This window comes from uncultured Campylobacter sp. (genome assembly GCF_938015785.1).
Classification (GTDB): domain Bacteria; phylum Campylobacterota; class Campylobacteria; order Campylobacterales; family Campylobacteraceae; genus Campylobacter_B.
In genome coordinates this window covers 52,932-69,352 of the sequence record NZ_CALLWC010000010.1, presented here as the reverse complement: position 1 = coordinate 69,352, position 16,421 = coordinate 52,932, and the positions used below count along the sequence as shown (strand labels likewise).

Annotated in this window: 15 protein-coding genes and 1 tRNA gene; 12 read left to right on the top strand and 4 right to left on the bottom strand. The window is 46.6% G+C overall.

Translation table 11 applies throughout. The features are described from left to right. Position 1 precedes the first annotated feature (1 nt). The 7 genes from Q0393_RS00905 to Q0393_RS00875 all read left to right on the top strand — a co-directional run bounded on the left by Q0393_RS00905 (position 2) and on the right by Q0393_RS00875 (position 7,284). The gene (locus Q0393_RS00905) at positions 2-244 is read left to right on the top strand and encodes a KH domain-containing protein (protein WP_005873158.1); all 243 of its coding nucleotides are present in this window, start codon (positions 2-4) and stop codon (positions 242-244) included. Next, complete coding sequence (gene rimM / locus Q0393_RS00900; protein ID WP_298977209.1) at positions 237-767, top strand: ribosome maturation factor RimM; 531 nt, start codon at positions 237-239, stop codon at positions 765-767. The genes Q0393_RS00905 and rimM overlap by 8 nt, the downstream gene beginning before the upstream one ends. Further along, positions 764-1,465, top strand: a complete 702-nt coding sequence (gene trmD, locus Q0393_RS00895; RefSeq protein ID WP_298977208.1) for a tRNA (guanosine(37)-N1)-methyltransferase TrmD — start codon at positions 764-766, stop codon at positions 1,463-1,465. The genes rimM and trmD overlap by 4 nt, the downstream gene beginning before the upstream one ends. Beyond that, complete coding sequence (gene rplS, locus Q0393_RS00890) at positions 1,462-1,818, top strand: 50S ribosomal protein L19 (RefSeq protein ID WP_298977206.1); 357 nt, start codon at positions 1,462-1,464, stop codon at positions 1,816-1,818. The genes trmD and rplS overlap by 4 nt, the downstream gene beginning before the upstream one ends. 294 nt (positions 1,819-2,112) lie before the next feature. Then, positions 2,113-5,067 (top strand): acyl-CoA dehydratase activase, encoded by a 2,955-nt coding sequence (locus Q0393_RS00885; protein WP_298977204.1) that lies wholly within the window; start codon positions 2,113-2,115, stop codon positions 5,065-5,067. After that, positions 5,067-6,284: a 2-hydroxyacyl-CoA dehydratase gene (locus Q0393_RS00880; RefSeq protein WP_298977203.1), complete on the top strand. Its 1,218-nt coding sequence runs from the start codon at positions 5,067-5,069 to the stop codon at positions 6,282-6,284. Before Q0393_RS00885 ends, Q0393_RS00880 begins: the two co-directional genes overlap by 1 nt. 370 nt (positions 6,285-6,654) lie before the next feature. Beyond that, complete coding sequence (locus tag Q0393_RS00875; RefSeq protein WP_298977202.1) at positions 6,655-7,284, top strand: hypothetical protein; 630 nt, start codon at positions 6,655-6,657, stop codon at positions 7,282-7,284. A gap of 51 nt (positions 7,285-7,335) precedes the next feature. Here the strand turns inward: Q0393_RS00875 and Q0393_RS00870 are convergent. From Q0393_RS00870 to Q0393_RS00860, 3 genes are all read right to left on the bottom strand, one after another. Next, positions 7,336-7,426: transfer RNA gene (locus Q0393_RS00870), tRNA-Ser, on the bottom strand. Positions 7,427-8,048: 622 nt separating this feature from the next. After that, complete coding sequence (locus tag Q0393_RS00865; RefSeq protein ID WP_005873147.1) at positions 8,049-8,465, bottom strand: polymer-forming cytoskeletal protein; 417 nt, start codon at positions 8,463-8,465, stop codon at positions 8,049-8,051. Further along, positions 8,417-9,337 (bottom strand): M23 family metallopeptidase, encoded by a 921-nt coding sequence (locus Q0393_RS00860; RefSeq protein WP_306528386.1) that lies wholly within the window; start codon positions 9,335-9,337, stop codon positions 8,417-8,419. The genes Q0393_RS00865 and Q0393_RS00860 overlap by 49 nt, the downstream gene beginning before the upstream one ends. 165 nt (positions 9,338-9,502) lie before the next feature. Between Q0393_RS00860 and Q0393_RS00855 the strand changes: the two genes are divergently transcribed. Beyond that, positions 9,503-9,946, top strand: coding sequence for a DNA starvation/stationary phase protection protein (locus Q0393_RS00855; RefSeq protein WP_298977200.1), 444 nt, complete (start codon positions 9,503-9,505; stop codon positions 9,944-9,946). 545 nt (positions 9,947-10,491) lie between these two features. Here the strand turns inward: Q0393_RS00855 and Q0393_RS00850 are convergent. Next, positions 10,492-10,848 carry a histidine triad nucleotide-binding protein gene (locus Q0393_RS00850; RefSeq protein WP_291939653.1) on the bottom strand — a complete coding sequence of 119 codons (357 nt, stop codon included), beginning with the start codon at positions 10,846-10,848 and terminating at the stop codon, positions 10,492-10,494. A 129-nt stretch (positions 10,849-10,977) separates the two neighbouring features. Here Q0393_RS00850 and pheS point away from each other — a divergent pair, with 129 nt between their 5' ends. The 4 genes from pheS to Q0393_RS00830 are packed head-to-tail and all read left to right on the top strand — an operon-like array spanning position 10,978 to position 16,388. Beyond that, the gene (gene pheS, locus Q0393_RS00845) at positions 10,978-11,973 is read left to right on the top strand and encodes a phenylalanine--tRNA ligase subunit alpha (protein WP_298977198.1); all 996 of its coding nucleotides are present in this window, start codon (positions 10,978-10,980) and stop codon (positions 11,971-11,973) included. Beyond that, complete coding sequence (pheT, locus tag Q0393_RS00840) at positions 11,970-14,300, top strand: phenylalanine--tRNA ligase subunit beta (protein ID WP_298977196.1); 2,331 nt, start codon at positions 11,970-11,972, stop codon at positions 14,298-14,300. The genes pheS and pheT overlap by 4 nt, the downstream gene beginning before the upstream one ends. Continuing rightward, positions 14,297-15,571 carry a 3-phosphoshikimate 1-carboxyvinyltransferase gene (gene aroA / locus Q0393_RS00835; RefSeq protein WP_298977194.1) on the top strand — a complete coding sequence of 425 codons (1,275 nt, stop codon included), beginning with the start codon at positions 14,297-14,299 and terminating at the stop codon, positions 15,569-15,571. Before pheT ends, aroA begins: the two co-directional genes overlap by 4 nt. Next, positions 15,561-16,388: a 4-hydroxy-3-methylbut-2-enyl diphosphate reductase gene (locus Q0393_RS00830; protein WP_298977193.1), complete on the top strand. Its 828-nt coding sequence runs from the start codon at positions 15,561-15,563 to the stop codon at positions 16,386-16,388. Before aroA ends, Q0393_RS00830 begins: the two co-directional genes overlap by 11 nt. The last annotated feature ends 33 nt before the right edge of the window (positions 16,389-16,421 follow it).

Below are 16,421 nucleotides of genomic sequence, written 5' to 3'. Positions count from 1 at the left end.
AATGGTAGAAAATTTTATAAAAGAATACGCAAAGTTGATCGCCGACTATCCGCAGTCCGTCTCTACGCAAAAGCGGGTCGGTGAAAACTTTACCGAGATCATAGTCTATGCCGATAAGGCCGATACAGGCAAACTCATCGGCAAGGACGGCAAAATGATAAACGCCATAAAGACCGTCATCATCGGCTATAAAGCAAAAGATCCGATCAATTATAAAATTACCGTCAAAGCCAAAGATGCCTGATGATCTTTTAGAGGTCGCAAAGCTCGGTCGGACTATCGGCCTAAAGGGCGCGGTTAAAATTTTCGATCGCAGCGACTTCCCCTCTCAGTTTAAAAAAGGCGCCAAATTTTATCTACGAAACGGCGAAATTTTAGAAATTCTATCCTTTAGCGGCGCAAATTTTAGCGCTATTTTTAAAAATTACGAAAGCGTAGAAACGGCGGCAAATTTAACTAACCAAATCCTTTACCGTAGCAAAGAGGACACGCGAAAATTTTGTAAATTGCAAAAGGGTGAGTTTTTTTACTTCGATATTATCGGGCTTGAAATTTACGAAGACGGCGCGATTTTGGGACGCGTAAGGGACATATCGCAGATAGGAAGCGGCTATCTTTTTGAAGTAGAAACGGATGAAAGCTTAATCTCGCAGGCTTTGCCGAAAGAATTTTTCATCCCCTACGTGGACGCCTATGTGAAAGAAATTTCGCTTAGCGAGCGTAAAATTTTTACGCAAAACGCGCGCGCGATTTTGGAAAACTCATGAATTTTATCTTCGTTTCGCTGTTTGAAAATCTCATCGCGCCGTATTTTGAGGACTCGATTTTAAAGCGCGCGGTCGATAAGAAAATAATTGCGACGCATTTTTTTAATCCGCGAAATTTCACGGAAAATCGGTATAAAAAGGTAGATGATTATATGATCGGCGGCGGTGCGGGGCTTTTGATCGGCACGGAGCCGCTTGCCGGAACGATCGAGCAGGTAAGAGCTAAATTTAAAAATGCCAAGTTTATATACCTCTCGCCCTCCGGTAAAAAATTTAACCAAAACGATGCTAAGCGCCTAAGCAGCCAAGATAATTTATGCTTTATCTGCGGGCGCTACGAGGGGATCGATGAGCGCATAGTCGAAAGATATGTAGATGAAATTTTTTGCATCGGCGATTTCGTTCTTACCGGCGGCGAGCTCGGCGCGCTTTGCATGTGCGATGCGATAAGCCGCAATATAAGGGGCGTTTTGGGCAACGAAAGCTCGCTCGTCGAAGAAAGCTTTGAAGGCGGAATTTTAGAGGCACCCGCGTTCGCAAAGCCTGATATTTTTGAAAATTTACCTATAGTTTCAGAGTTTTTAAAGGGTAATCACGCTAAAATGCGCAGCCTAAAAAATCAAATGGCGCTATGCAAAACGAGGTTCTTCCGCCCGGATATGTACCGAAAAATCGCCAGAAATAAAGGAAATTTATGAAAAACAAGTATATCCAAGCGTTTGAGGACGCTCAGATCACAAGCAAAAGTGTGCCTGATTTCCGTGCCGGCGACGCCTTAAAGGTAGCCATCAGGATCAAAGAGGGCGATAAGAGCAGAATTCAAAATTTTGAAGGTACCTGCATTGCGCGCCGCGGAAACGGCGTAAGCGAGACCTTTATCATCCGCAAGATCGGTGCAAATAGCGTCGGCGTAGAGAGAATTTTCCCGATCTACAGCGAGAGTATCGAAAGCATCGAGGTTCTAAGAAAAGGACGCGTTCGCCGCGCGAAGCTATTTTACCTACGCGACAGACGCGGTAAAGCGGCTAAAATCAAAGAGCTTCGAAAATAATCCTTTAAATTTACGCTTCCCAATTCAAAGGGAAGCTCTTTTTATAATGCGCGAGATTTGAAAAAATTTCGCGCAAAATCTACTCGCATTAAATCTAAAATTTTACAACTTTTCCATTAAAATTTTTAATTTTGAATTACCTAAAAATCGCCTTTTTCTATAGAAAAAGATAAAATATATCCTGATTTTATTTGCGTTTAAAAATATTACTATAAAATGCAAATTTTAATTTAGAAAGCTCGCGCTAAATTTGAGAATTCGGCCGAGTAAAATTTATTCAGTAAAGAGCGAGATGTGATTTTTTTAGGCATTGACGTAGGATCAACCACTGTTAAAACGGTAGTTTTAAACGATAAATATGAAATTTTAAGCAAGAGCTACGAGAGGCATTTGGCAAAGCCCAAGGAGCTGGTGCTGGATAAAATTTTGCAAATTCAAAAAAGCTACGCAGGCGAGCAATTCAGCGTCGCCATAGCGGGTTCGGCGGGCATGGGCATCGCCAAAAATTGCAAAATTCCGTTCGTCCAAGAGGTTTTTGCTACCTCGCTCGGCGTCAAACGGATGTTTCCGAAGACCGACGTCGTCATTGAGCTCGGCGGCGAGGATGCTAAAATTTTATTTCTCACGGGCGGGCTTGAAGAGCGTATGAACGGCTCATGCGCGGGCGGTACCGGCGCATTTATCGATCAGATGACCAATCTTTTGCATCTGGATATCACGGAGCTCGACCGCCTAAGCTTTGCAGCGAATAAAATTTACCCGATCGCCTCACGCTGCGGCGTGTTCGCCAAAAGCGACATTCAGCCGTTACTAAATCAGGGCGTTAGAAAAGAGGATATTTGCGCCAGTATCTACGCCGCTGTCGTCGAGCAGACGATCTCGGGGCTTGCGCAAGGTCGCGAGGTCAAGGGCAATATCCTATTCTTGGGCGGCCCGTTGTTTTTCCTAAAAGGTCTTCAGGCGCGCTTTAAAGAGGTGCTAAAGCTCACCGACGAGACCGCGACGTTTCCAGACATTGCGCCTTACTTCGTGGCTTACGGCAGCGCGCTATATGCAAAAGATACGGGCGAGACGTTAAATTTGGAAGAGACGATCGCGCTTTTGAAAAAGGAGCCCGATAGAACCGCGCTGGAAGCCGAGCCGCCGCTTTTCAAAGACAGAGCGGAATTTGACGAGTTCACCGCTCGCCACGCCCGCGCCAGCGTGCCTAAGGTGGATATCCACACCTACAGCGGAGATGCATATTTGGGCGTGGATTGCGGCAGTACTACGATCAAAGTCGTGTTGATGGGCGCAAACTATGAGTTATTGTACAAATTTTACTCCTCCAATAAAGGCGATCCAGTCGACATCCTGCTGCCGCGTCTTAAGGAGCTATACGATCTTTGCGAAGGTCGCATTAAAATCAAAGGCAGCGGCGTTACCGGCTACGGCGAGGATCTCATAAAAACCGCCTTTCGCTTCGATTACGGCATCGTCGAGACGATCGCGCATTATAGCGCTGCGCGCCACTTCAATCCAAAGGTCGATTTCATCATCGACATCGGCGGGCAGGACATCAAGTGTTTCTCTATTAAAGATGGCAATATTGATTCTATTGTGTTAAACGAGGCGTGCAGCTCGGGCTGCGGCTCGTTTTTGCAAACCTTTTCAAATTCTTTGGGCTACGACATTAAAGATTTTGCAAACCTAGCCCTTTTTGCAACCCATCCCGCTAAGCTTGGTAGCCGCTGCACGGTCTTTATGAACTCCTCGGTTAAGCAGGCTCAAAAGGACGGTGCTACGATCGAGGATATCAGCGCAGGTCTTGCTATTAGCGTCATCAAAAATGCGATTTACAAGGTTATCCGCGTGCGAAACGCCGACGATTTAGGTCAAAACATCGTAGTGCAGGGCGGGACATTTTTAAACAACGCTGTGCTACGAGCTTTTGAAAAAGAGCTCGGCAAGGATGTGATCCGTCTAGATATCAGCGAGCTTATGGGTGCATACGGCGCGGCGCTTTTTGCCAAAAATAACGCAAACGAGCACACTGATATGATCAGTCGTGCAGAGCTTGAAAGCTTTACTCATCGCAGCGAATTTAGCGTCTGCAAGCTCTGTACGAACAAATGCCCACTTACGATCAGCTACTTCGGCGATACTAAATTCGTCTCGGGAAATAAATGCGAGCGCGGCGCGGGCAAGGAGATCCGCCACGACATCACGAATTTATTTGAGTTTAAAAACGAGCTTTTGAAAAAATATCGCAAGCCGCCGAAGCAGGACGCACCGCGGGTTGGAATTCCGTTTGTTTTGAATATGTTTGAGATGATCCCATTTTGGAGCGCGTTTTTTGAAAATTTAGGTATGAGCCTCGTGCTGTCGCAAAAGCCGCGAAAAGAGACGCTGTTTTTAGCAAGCCAGAGCATCCCGAGCGATACCGTCTGCTATCCGGCTAAAAGCGTACACGGCCACATCTACGATCTGTTAAATAAGAGCGTCGATTTTATTTTCTATCCGTGTATGAGCTACAGCCTAGATGAAAATATCAGCGAGAACTGCTACAACTGCCCCGTAGTCGCATACTATCCCGAGCTGATACGCGCGAACGTAGGCGCACTGGAGGAGAAAAAATTCCTCTACCCGCATGTGGATCTTAACATGCAAGATTCTTTTTGCAAAACGATGCAGGCTGAGCTCGCGGACGCCGGTTATAAATTTCACTCCGACGCCGTGAAAAACGCCGTCTTGCAAGGCCTTAAGGAGCTGCAAAACTATAAAAATACCGTTTTAATAAAAGGCGAGGAGACCCTAAAAGAGATACAAAGCAGCGGTGCCAGCGCCATTGTGCTAGCGGGTCGTCCGTATCATATCGACAAGACGATCAACCACGGCATCGATCGCTATCTAAATTCATTGGGCTTTATAGTGCTTAGCGAGGACGCGCTGCCGCTTAGCAGAGTGCAGACGAAAAGCCTTAATCAATGGACCTACCACGCCAGGCTTTATAGCGCGGCGCGGTTCATCTGTAAATACCCGCGCATGCAGCTGGTGCAGCTAGTGAGCTTCGGCTGCGGGATAGATGCGATCACAGGCGACGAGGTGCGCGACATACTGCGCCAAAACGGTAAAATTTACACTCAACTTAAAATCGACGAGGTTACGAACCTAGGTGCGGTCAAGATCCGCCTGCGTAGCCTAAAAGCGACTATGATAGAGCGCGAAAGGCAAGGCGCGCAACAAGAAGCAAGAAAGGATGCGCGCTAATGTTTGCTAAATTTACGAAGGATATGAAAGCGACCCACACGATATTAATCCCCACGATGATTGATCCGCATTTTCGCTTTATGCAAGGCGTGTTGCGCGACGAGGGCTATAAGAGCGTCTTGCTCGGCGAAAATCGTCAAAATATCGTCGAGGAGGGGCTTCGCAGCGTGCATAACGACATGTGCTACCCCGCGCTGCTCGTCATCGGGCAGTTTATTGACGCGCTAAAAAGCGGCGAGTTCGATACGCACAAGGTAGCGCTTCTCATCAGCCAAACGGGCGGCGGCTGCAGAGCGAGCAACTATATAAATTTGCTTCGTAAAGCGCTTGAGGACAGCGGCTTTAGCTACGTCCCCGCGATCTCGTTAAATTTTGGCTCGCTAGATGAGAATGAATTTAGCCTCGGCAAAAAATCGCTTCTAAAGCTCTTTGCTGCGATATTTTACGGCGATTTGATGATGGGGCTGTATAATCAGTGCAAGCCCTACGAAAAGATCAAAAATCAAACGAATGAAATTTACGAACTCTGCGCCGAGCGGGTCAAAAATTTGACCGATCAAAGATCGTTTTTCAATCTCAAGAAAAATTTCAAATTTATCCTCTCGCAGTTCGCTAAAATCGAGCGCGACGATAAGCCGCGAGTAAAAGTAGGCATCGTGGGCGAAATTTATCTCAAATACTCGCCCATCGGCAACAACGGCCTAAACGCCTACCTCATCCGCGAAAACGCTGAGCCCGTAAATACGGGGCTGATGGACTTCGTGCTTACCTGCATCTACGATGCGGTCTACGACAAGCAGCTCTACGGCAAGGGTGGCGCGGCGTATTACGGCTCGCTTGCGGTCGCTAAGGTAGTGGAATTTTTCCAGCGCATGATGATTAAGCAGATGAAGCGTTTCGGCTTTCGCGCGCCGAGCCCATTTAGCGAGGTTCGCGCCGCCGCCGACGGCTACATCGGTCACGGCGTGAAGATGGGCGAGGGCTGGCTGCTGACGGCGGAGATGGTCGAGTTTATGCGCCACGGTATACAAAACGTCGTGTGCGCGCAGCCCTTCGGCTGCCTGCCAAACCACATCATCGCGCGCGGAATGATCCGAAAGATCAAACAGAACTACCCGCAAGCAAACATCGCCGCTATCGACTACGACCCGGGCGCAAGCGCGGTAAATCAAGAAAACCGCATAAAGCTGATGCTTGCTAACGCAAATCGAAAGTAGCCCGCCACATATCAAAAATGGCTTTGGAATTTTAGATTCTAAAGCCTACCGTAAAATTTTAAAATTTAAAAGCAAGCTCGCGATGACGGTTAAATTTTGACGCGCAAATAGCTCGCTTCCTTTCGCAAAATTTCCTCGAGATTTTAAAATTTTAAATTTCAACAGCGCCCTTACGCTTCTTTTGCCTCTTCCGCACATTCCGGCTTCAGCTCTTACGAAATTCATCGTAATTTTATACAAATCCGCGCGAAATTCTACGCGTCGCCGCCATGGAATTCTGCCGCATAATTCTATTCTGCCGCACCGTAAAATTCCACTCTCGTTAAGGCAAAATTTAATACAATCCGTCTTTAATTTACAAAGGAAGTTTATGAAATTTTGGATTTATGGCGTGGTTTTAGTGCTATGCTGTGGAGTTTTTAGCGGATGCGCGAGTAAGAATTTGCCGGGCTACATGCAAGGGCGCGAGCACATCGTCGCGATGAGCGCGGCATCTGGCGGTCAGCTGCGAATGAGCGGCGAGATTTACGATTATGTATTTGATGCAAATCTTAGTGCCGTGCGCGCCAAGGTTGCGAGTCTGGCGTCGCTAAATAAAAATGCGATAAGGCGCAACGTAAGCATGCTCACGATCGACAGATACAACGAGGGCATCGATGCCGCATATATCCAGCATGAAATCGAGCTCGTAAAATACGATCTGCCGCTATCCGTGCAGGCTAAGCTGATGGACGACCCAGAGCAGCTGGAGCCCGCGTATAGTTCTACGTTTCGTTACTCTTATCTGATCGAAGGCAAATATTTTAAGCGCCTAAAAGATCACGACGAGCTACGCAGATCGCACCGCCTAGGCGTGCCAATCGAGTACCCCGCGCGTATAGCGGTCGATAGCGGGATCAAAAGTGAGCGCGATGCCAAAATGGATACCGACATGCAAGGACTCATCGTAATGCCGCTAATGATGCCGGTGCTGCTTTTAGGCAGTATCCTAGGCGGCTAGAATCGACTGAACCACGGAAGTGAAATTTTATTGATTTAAATTCTAAAGTAGTGGCGGACAGAGAGGGATTTGAACCCTCGAGCCCCGGTTAGAAGCTGCACCCTTAGCAGGGGTGTGGTTTCGGCCACTCACCCATCTGTCCACAAAAAGAAGTCGCATTATACATAACTAATCTAATAATGGGCTTAAATTAGCCTAGCCCGCAGAATTTATCGCCGCGCGGATATTTTGAGCTAGCGGCACAAAGAGCTATAATGAGTCAAAACATTCGGCGTAGATAATTTATACTTACTTACATAGCTTCTGCGAAACTTTAAAACTTTTTAAAGTATGTGCGAGCAGAAATTTTACGTCCATGCGTTATTCTGCGGTGAAATTTTAAAATTTTAAATTCAGTCGGGCGCGAATTTTAAAATCCGGCTTACAAACAAAATTTCAAAACCCCGTGCAAGTGCAAAATTTTAGAATTTAGGGTTTTACGATCTGCGTAATTCTGAAATTTTAAGCATAGTTAAGCTTTAAAATTTCGAAAATTTCAAAGCTTAAAAATTTCAATAATTTTGGTTGCGAGGATCTTAAAATTTGGAATTTTTTAAAATTCCAAATTTTAAGATTGATGACACTCTAAGATCTCGCAAATATAAAAATCTTTAAAATTCTAAGAATTCCAAAGGCTAGAAATTTTAAAATTTTAATATCAATCAGATTCTAAAACCCCGTTAGCTAAAGCGTTTTAAATTCCAAGAATTCCAAATGTGCGTGATTTATTCGCCTAAAGCTTTGTCGATGAGCTTGACGTCTTCGCTTGCGCTGCCGTCGATGACTAGGGCTTGATCGCCGCCGCTTACAGCGCTTTTTCCATTAAATTTTGCGCCCACTTCGATGCCGAAGCTTTGCGATAGCACGTCGCCTACGAGCACGCCGCCGCCTAGCAGCTCGACGAGCTCGGCTTCGATATTGCCGAAAAATTTGCCGCTGATTACGATATGTTTAGCCCTGATCGAGCCGCGCGCGGTACCATTTTTACCGATGACGACAGTATTATCGGAGATCACGTCGCCTTCGACATTGCCATCGATATGCAAAATGCACGACAGGTGTAGCTCTCCTTTGATGAGCGTGCCTGACGAGATTATTGTTGTTTGAGCGGTGTTTGCATCGCCTTTATTAAAGATTGCCATGGGACATCTTCCTCCTTAGTAAAAATTTCTTTGTAATTTTTTTCGTTCCAGTTGATGAAATTTAGCGGATCTAGCGGCAGCTGCAAAAATCTAATCTCGTAGTGCAGATGAGGTCCGGTGCTAAGCCCGGTGTTGCCGCTAAAAGCAATAAGATCGCCTTTGTTTACGAACTCTCCTACTTTGCGAGTTAAATTTGAATCCAGATGTGCATATCGTGTCGTAAAGCCGTAGTTGTGGCGAATCTCGACTAGATTGCCATAGCCAGTAGCGCCAGCGCCGCTGTATTGGATGATGCCGTCTGCAGGCGCGTAGATAGGCGTTTTAGGCGGCGTACGTAGATCAACGCCCGGGTGAAACTGCTTGCGCTTTAAGATGGGATGGTTGCGCCAGCCAAATTTCTCGCTGAGTTGATGAGTGCGCATGACCCTGCCGTTTGGGATCTGCATAAAAATTTCTTTTATCAGTGCGTCGGAGAATTTTTCGTTGATGATCTTTTGCGCGCGCTCTTTGATCTCTTGTTCGGAAGTAGGTTTGATGTGAGATAGGCGGTCGATCGCGCGCTCATCCTCCTCAGGATCAAGCCCAAACTGATGCTCCAAATCCGAAATTTTACCCTCGATGGCTTCAAATTCCATCTGACTTGCCGCGATACCGTCGCGAAGTTTTTGATTTAGCTCGTTAAGTTCGGTTTTGGTTCGCGAAAGGCTGTCGATTTTAGAGCCCAGATACCTGATATATAGCGCACCTGTGACGAAAACAGTGAAAACAAATAGTACCAAATATAACGCGATCTTTTTGATGATTTGCGAAAGCAAAAAATTCCTAGAGCCGTTAAGGTCGGTTATGGTTATCATAAATTTGTTTTTCATAATGCGGCATTATAATGCAGCATAGCTGAAATTTCAAAAAAATTGTAGATAAATTTAAAAGCTATTTAATTTCAAAATTTCACTAAAAGATAAAATTTATTACTTAGTATAATTATAATTTAAGCAAATCTTGCTATAATTACAGCAATTTTAAATAAAGGAGACACAATGTCAAAAACAGTAAAACAACTAAACAAGCTTCAGGCGGACGCTCATGCGTTCTTTGTTGCATTCCACGATTATCACTGGAATGTTAAGGGCTTACAATTCGCGCAGGTTCACGCTTATACCGAGAAAGCATACGACGAGATGGGCGAGCTCTTTGACGATATGGCTGAGCGCGCGCTTCAAATAGGTGGCAAGGCCGTAACTAAGACTAAGGATCTAATTGAGCTTTCAAAAGACGCTCCGATTAGCGTAAAAGACAGCTATAGCGTATCTGAGGTACTTGAGGATGTTAAAAAAGCCTACGAGTATTTGGTAAAAGAATTTAAAAAGCTTCAAGAGATTGCTGAGGAGGAGGGCGACGATACGACTTCAAATATCGCGCAGGATCACTATGGCGATTATGAAAAACGCCTATGGATGCTAAGCTCAATGCTAAGCAAATAATCCTCGCAAATCCTTTCAAAATTATTAGGGGCACATGCCCCTAAAATCTATTAAAGTTAATATTGAAATTTCAAAAAATTTTAAAATTCTAAGATTGTAATTTTGCGCTAAAATTTTAAATTCTGCTTGAAAACTGAAGCTAAATCGCTCATTCAAAGTAAAATTCATGTAGGTTTTAAATTTAACATCATCGAAATTTAATTCATTCGCCATGTAAAAACATAACTCTTTTTATAAAGCTCGGTTTCATTTAAAATTTTGCTGCGTCGTTAAAATTTCTTGTCGATTTCAAATTTGAAATTCTAAGAGCTAAAGCTTTGTAGCTCAAGAATGGCATTTGCTAAGAGCTAGTTTGTGATAAATTTTATATTGCTCTTTAGTATCTGATGATAAATTTTAGCTTATAGTTTTACTATTTTGATTATTTTTAAAATCTCGGTGCTTATAAATGAAGCGGAATTTTAAAAATTTCAAAGAATTTCGCAAATTCCGCAAAATTTTGCAATTTCACGGAATTTTAGTTTTTATAGAATTAAGCTCTAGCCTTAAAAATTCTCTTCGGTATTGCGGTCACTTACGCGGTCCCATGGTAGCTTCATTCCGCCCAGGATATGAAAGTGCAGATGCATCACCTCTTGACCTCCGTTTTCGCCGCAGTTGCAAACAAGACGGTATCCGCTCTTATCAAGCCCCATTTTGCGAGTTACTTCTTGGATAAAAGCGCTCATCTTCGCCATCACTTCAGGAGGCGTTACTTGGAAGTTTTCGTAGCATTTCTTAGGGATCGCCAGGATATGGATCGGCGCTTTTGGGTTGATGTCGTGGAAGGCCAAAAATTCATCGTTCTCTAACACTTTGTTGCACGGGATTTCGCCGTTTACGATCTTTTCGAAGACGTTCATTTTAGATCCTTTTATAAGGTTGAAATTTAGCCGCGATTATAGCCAAAAAATCCAAACACGCAAATTTACCTAGCTTTTATCAAATTTTAACTACAATCGCGCCATTAAATTTAACCACAAGGATAGAATTTGCAAGAGATTAAAGCAAAAATCGACGCCGCATCGAGCCTAAGCGAGCTAGAAGCCGTGCGCTTGGAGCTTTTCGGCAAAAAAGGCATCATAACGGCGCTTTTTTCCGAGCTCAAATCCGCAGCGCCCGAGCATAAAAAAGAGCTTGCCGTAAGCGCGAATGAAAAGCGTGATTATTTCAGCGAGCTCATCGCCGCTAAAAAGGCGAGCTTGGAAGAGGCGGAGCAAAAAGAGGCGATGAAAAATGAAGCAAGCGACGTCACGCTTTTTAACGAAAACGTAAGCTGCGGCGCGCTGCATCCGGTGATGGAGACGATGGATAAGATCATAGACTACTTTATCGCGCAAAATTTCAGCGTCGAAAGCGGCCCGCTCATCGAGGACGACTTCCACAATTTCGAGGCGCTAAATTTACCCAAATACCACCCTGCGCGCGATATGCAAGATACGTTTTATCTAAATGACGGGCGGCTGCTGCGCACGCACACCAGCGGCGTTCAGATCCGCACGATGGAGAAATTTAAAGCTCCGCCGGTGCGCATGATCGCCCCGGGCGCGGTCTTTCGCCGCGATATGGATCTAACCCACACGCCGATGTTTCATCAAGTAGAGGGTCTCGTAGTCGAGCAGGGCGATCGGGTGAGTTTTGCAAATTTAAAATACGTTTTAGAGGAATTTTTGCGCTATATGTTTGGAGACGTGAAAGTGCGCTTCCGCCCGAGCTTCTTTCCGTTTACGGAGCCGAGTACAGAGGTCGATATCAGCTGTATTTTCTGCCACGGCGAGGGATGCCGCGTCTGTAAGCAGACGGGCTGGCTCGAGGTATTAGGCAGCGGCGTGGTCGATCCTAACGTCTTTAAAGCGGTGGGCTGGAAAAACGTCAGTGGATACGCATTCGGGCTCGGCATCGAGCGTTTCGCGATGCTGCTGCACGGTATTCCCGATCTGCGCTCGCTATTTGAAGGCGATATTAGATTATTGGAGCAGTTTAAATGATAATAACGAGAAATTGGTTGCAGGAGTGGATCGACATAAGCGAAATTTCAAGCGAAAGGCTGCTTTCTACGCTAAATTCCATCGGTCTTGAGGTTGACGCTCACGATAAAATTTCATTTCCTAAAGGCGTCGTAGTAGGACTCATAAAAAGCAAGCGTCGACACGAGAATTCTGATCATCTAAATGTCTGCGAGGTTGATGTCGGTAAGCAGAGCCTGCAGATCGTCTGCGGCGCGAAAAATGTTGAGGCAGGGCAATATGTCGCGGTTAGCCTCGTCGGCGCCGTGCTGCCTAGCGGTCTTGAGATAAAGCCTGCCAAACTTCGCGGCGTGGAGAGCTTTGGCATGATCTGTTCGGCAACCGAGCTTGGGCTTGCCAAGACGAATGACGGCATTATGGTGCTTGATAGCAGTATCGGCGAGCTCGTGCTGGGCAAGGAGCTGCGCGAGTATGAAATTTTTAACGACGATCTTATCGAGATCGAGCTTACCGCCAACCGCGGCGACTGCCTTAGCATCTTAGGCATAGCGCGCGATCTAAGCGCAGCGCTTGATCTGCCGCTAAAGGAAAAGCACGAGTTTGAAGATGCCGACGGAGCGCCTGGTATCGGTAGAATTTTAAGCGTGCGTGCAAGCGATGAGGTAAGCGCTAAATTTGCTTTTCGAGCTTATGAGATCAAAGGCGAGCTGAAGTTAAATTTAAAGCAGACCTTGCGTCTTGCAAGCGTTGGTATTTTGCAAAGCTGCGCGGTGCAAAATTTCATCAACTATGCTACTCACTCTACCGGAGTATTGCTGCGCGCTTATGATTTTGAAAAGATCGCTTCCACAGATGGCAAAGTAGCGCTTGACATAAAGCCTATGCCAAACGGCGAGTTCGGCGTTTATGCGGGCAAGAGATTGCTTAGCGTAGCAGGGATTTGCCAAGACGCGGAGCTAAAGGCGTGTTGCAGTAGCAAAGTGGTGCTATTAGAGGCAAACTACACCGCGCCACTAATCATTGCTAAAGCAGTAAACGAAAACAAAAGCCTAAAGGGCGACGAGCATGTGTATCGCTCAAGTAGAGGCAGCGAGCCAAAGCTTAGGCTGGGGCTAGATCTGCTATTTAGATTGCTACTTAAAAATAAAGCCGTTAGCCTATATGCGGGCACACAAAAGATTTCAAATGCTTTGGAGCCGCTTATAGTGGGCTTTAGCGAAAAAGAGATAAACTCAATGATCGGCGCGCAAATTCCGCGCGATAAGATAGTAAAAATTTTAAAAAGGCTGGGCTTTGATGTGGGCGTCGAAGCCGATCTTATCACCGCCAAGGTGCCGCCTTTCCGCCACGATATCGTAAATTCTCACGACGTGTGCGAGGAGATCGTGCGTATCGTGGGTATCGATAATATCGCCGCCGCGCCGCTAAGCTTCTACGAAAAAAACCGCCTAAACGATACCTACGTAAGCTTATGTAATGGACGCAAGCTTCGCAGCAAGGCGGCAGCAGTGGGATTTTTCGAGTGCGTGCATTATGTATTTGACGATGACAAGGCGCTAGAAAGCTTAGGCTTTAAGCCGTGCAAGGTTAAAATTTTAAATCCGATCAACGGCGAGCTGGACGCGCTAAGACCGACGCTGATTAATCATCTGCTGGAATCTGCTGAGCGAAATTTAAAGAATTCTCGCAGAAGCGTCAAGCTTTTTGAGCTAGGAGAGGTCTTTGACGAAAGCGGCGCGCAGAGCCTAAGGCTGGGCTTTATCGCTAGCGGACTAAAGGCGGAGCCCTCTATCGCTGCCGGCGCAAAACCTGCCGCAGTGGATTTTTTGTATTTTGCAAATTTAATCCAAAGCGTCATCGGTAAATTTAAGGTCGGGCTTCCTGGCGAAAATTTGAAATTTTTAAGCGAATTCGAGCAAGCTCAGATCGAGCAAGGCGGCGAGATAGTGGGCTTTATCGGGCGCGTGGATTACGCCGTAGAAGCAGGGCGTGATCTGGATAAAAGCTATCTGTGCGAGATCGATTTTTCCAAGCTTAAATTTAAAAATATCGTAGCGGACGTTTATTCGAAATTCCCTAGCGTATCGCGCGATCTAAGTATTTTGGTGCCGAGCGGAATGCGTTTCGAGCAGATCAAGCAGTGCATAGATGCCCTTAAAATTGAGGCGCTAAAGGAATTTATCCCGAGCGATCTTTACGGCGACGAAAGCCTGGGCGATTCAAAGAGCCTGACGATCAGGCTTGTTTTTCAAGACCTTCAAAAAACCCTCTGTGACGAGGAAGTGGCGGGCTTTACCGATAAAATTTTAGCCGCGCTTAGCAGCGAGTTGGGACTTGGGCTGCGATGAGAATTTTTGCGCAAGCGGGCCCTTTGCGAGCGGAGATCTCAAATATCGCCGCGGATAAATCGATCTCGCACCGTGCGGCGATCTTTTCGCTGCTAGCGGATGGGACGAGTAAAATTTCAAACTATCTAGCCGCCGAGGATACGCTAAATACTCTAAAGATCGTGGAGCTTTTGGGCGCTCGCGTACAGCGCGTAGAGGGCGAAATTTTAATCACTCCGCCGGAGGTTATTAAAGAGCCGAACGTCCCGCTTGATTGCGGCAACTCAGGCACCGCGATGCGGCTATTTATGGGCTTTTTGGCGGGACGCGAGGGCTTTTTCGTGCTATGCGGCGATCGGTATCTAAGCGAGCGTCCGATGAGGCGCGTTGCGGATCCGCTTTGCAAAGTAGGCGCTAAAATTTACGGACGAGCAGGCGGCGAAAAGGCGCCTATCGCGGTGCTCGGGCAAAAGCTCGGATATTTTGAATACGCGAGTAAAATCGCGTCCGCACAGGTAAAGACCGCTCTTATTTTAGCGGCCTTGCGCGGCAGCGGGTGCAGGTTTAGCGAGCCCGAGCTTAGCCGCGATCATAGCGAGCGGATGCTAAAAGCGATGGGCGCGCAAATTTCGCAAAATGGCCTTGCGATCGAAGTTGCGCCGCTTAGCTCGCCGCTTAAACCGCTTGAAATTTTTATCCCAAACGATCCTAGCTCGGCGTTTTTCTTCGCGGTCGCCGCAGCGATAACCCCGGGCTCGCGCATAGTGCTAAAAAATATGCTGCTAAACAAAACCCGCATAGAGGCGTATGAAATTTTAAAACGCATGGGCGCCGAGGTTAAATTTAATAAAACGAGCGAAATTTACGAGCAGATCGGCGATATAGAGGTCGCTTACGCGCCGCTTCACGCCGTGGAGGCGAGCGAAAATATCTCGTGGCTGATAGACGAAGCGCCTGCGCTTGCGATTGCCTTTGCATGCGCGCAGGGAAGCAGCGTGCTTAGAAATGCCGCCGAGCTGCGCGTAAAGGAGTGCGACCGCATAAAGGTAACCTGCGAAGGGCTTCGCGCCTGCGGTATTAAGGCGCGCGAGCTGCAGGATGGCTGGCAGATCGAAGGCGGCGAGGCGAACGCGGCGATCATCACGCCGTGCGGCGACCATCGTATCGCGATGAGTTTTGCGATTTTAGGCTTAAGATCGGGGATGATCATCGAGGATAGCGATTGTATCGCGACGTCGTTTCCGAACTTCGCCGCGATTTTAAGACAGATCGGAGCCTGCGTTGAAGATTGAGATGGCTAAAAGCTACGGCTTTTGCTTCGGCGTCAAGCGCGCGATCAAGATCGCAGAAAGCGCCGGCGAGGCCGCAACGATAGGCGAACTGATACATAACGCCGAAGAGATTAACCGTTTAAAACAAAATTTCGGCGTCAAAACCTTAGAGGGCGTTAGCGAGATCAAGGACGAGCAAAAGCTCATCATCCGCACCCACGGCATTCAAAAGGACGATCTGCAAAGATTAAAGGCGCAAAATAAAGAGCTCATCGACGCTACCTGCCCTTTCGTGACCAAGCCGCAGCAGATCGTAGAAAAGATGAGCGCGGAGGGCTATGATATCGTGATTTTCGGCGATAAAAACCATCCCGAGGTAAAGGGGGTGAAATCCTACGCCAAAGGAAGAGTTTACGTAGTGCTGGAGCCCGCGGAGTTGCTACAGATCAAGCTTGGGACTCGCGTCGCGCTCGTTTCGCAGACTACGAAAAAGATAGAAAATTTTACTAAAATCGCGGATTTTTTGATGCAGCGTGCGAGAGAGCTGAGAATTTTTAATACGATTTGCAATGCGACGCTGGAAAATCAAGAGGCGGTAAAAAGCCTGTCGCAAAAGGCTGACGTGATGATAATCGTAGGCGGGAAAAATTCCTCCAACACCAAGCAGCTTTTTTTAATTTCGCAAAATTTTTGCAAAGACAGCTACCTTATAGAAAATGAAAGCGAGCTTGAGCACTCGTGGTTTGAAAATAAAAGCCTCTGCGGCATCTCCGCAGGAGCTAGCACGCCTGATTGGATCATCAAAAAAGTAGTAGCGAGAATCGAAAATTTAACGTAGAATTTATAAGCCCTCTTATCAAATTTACTCTTA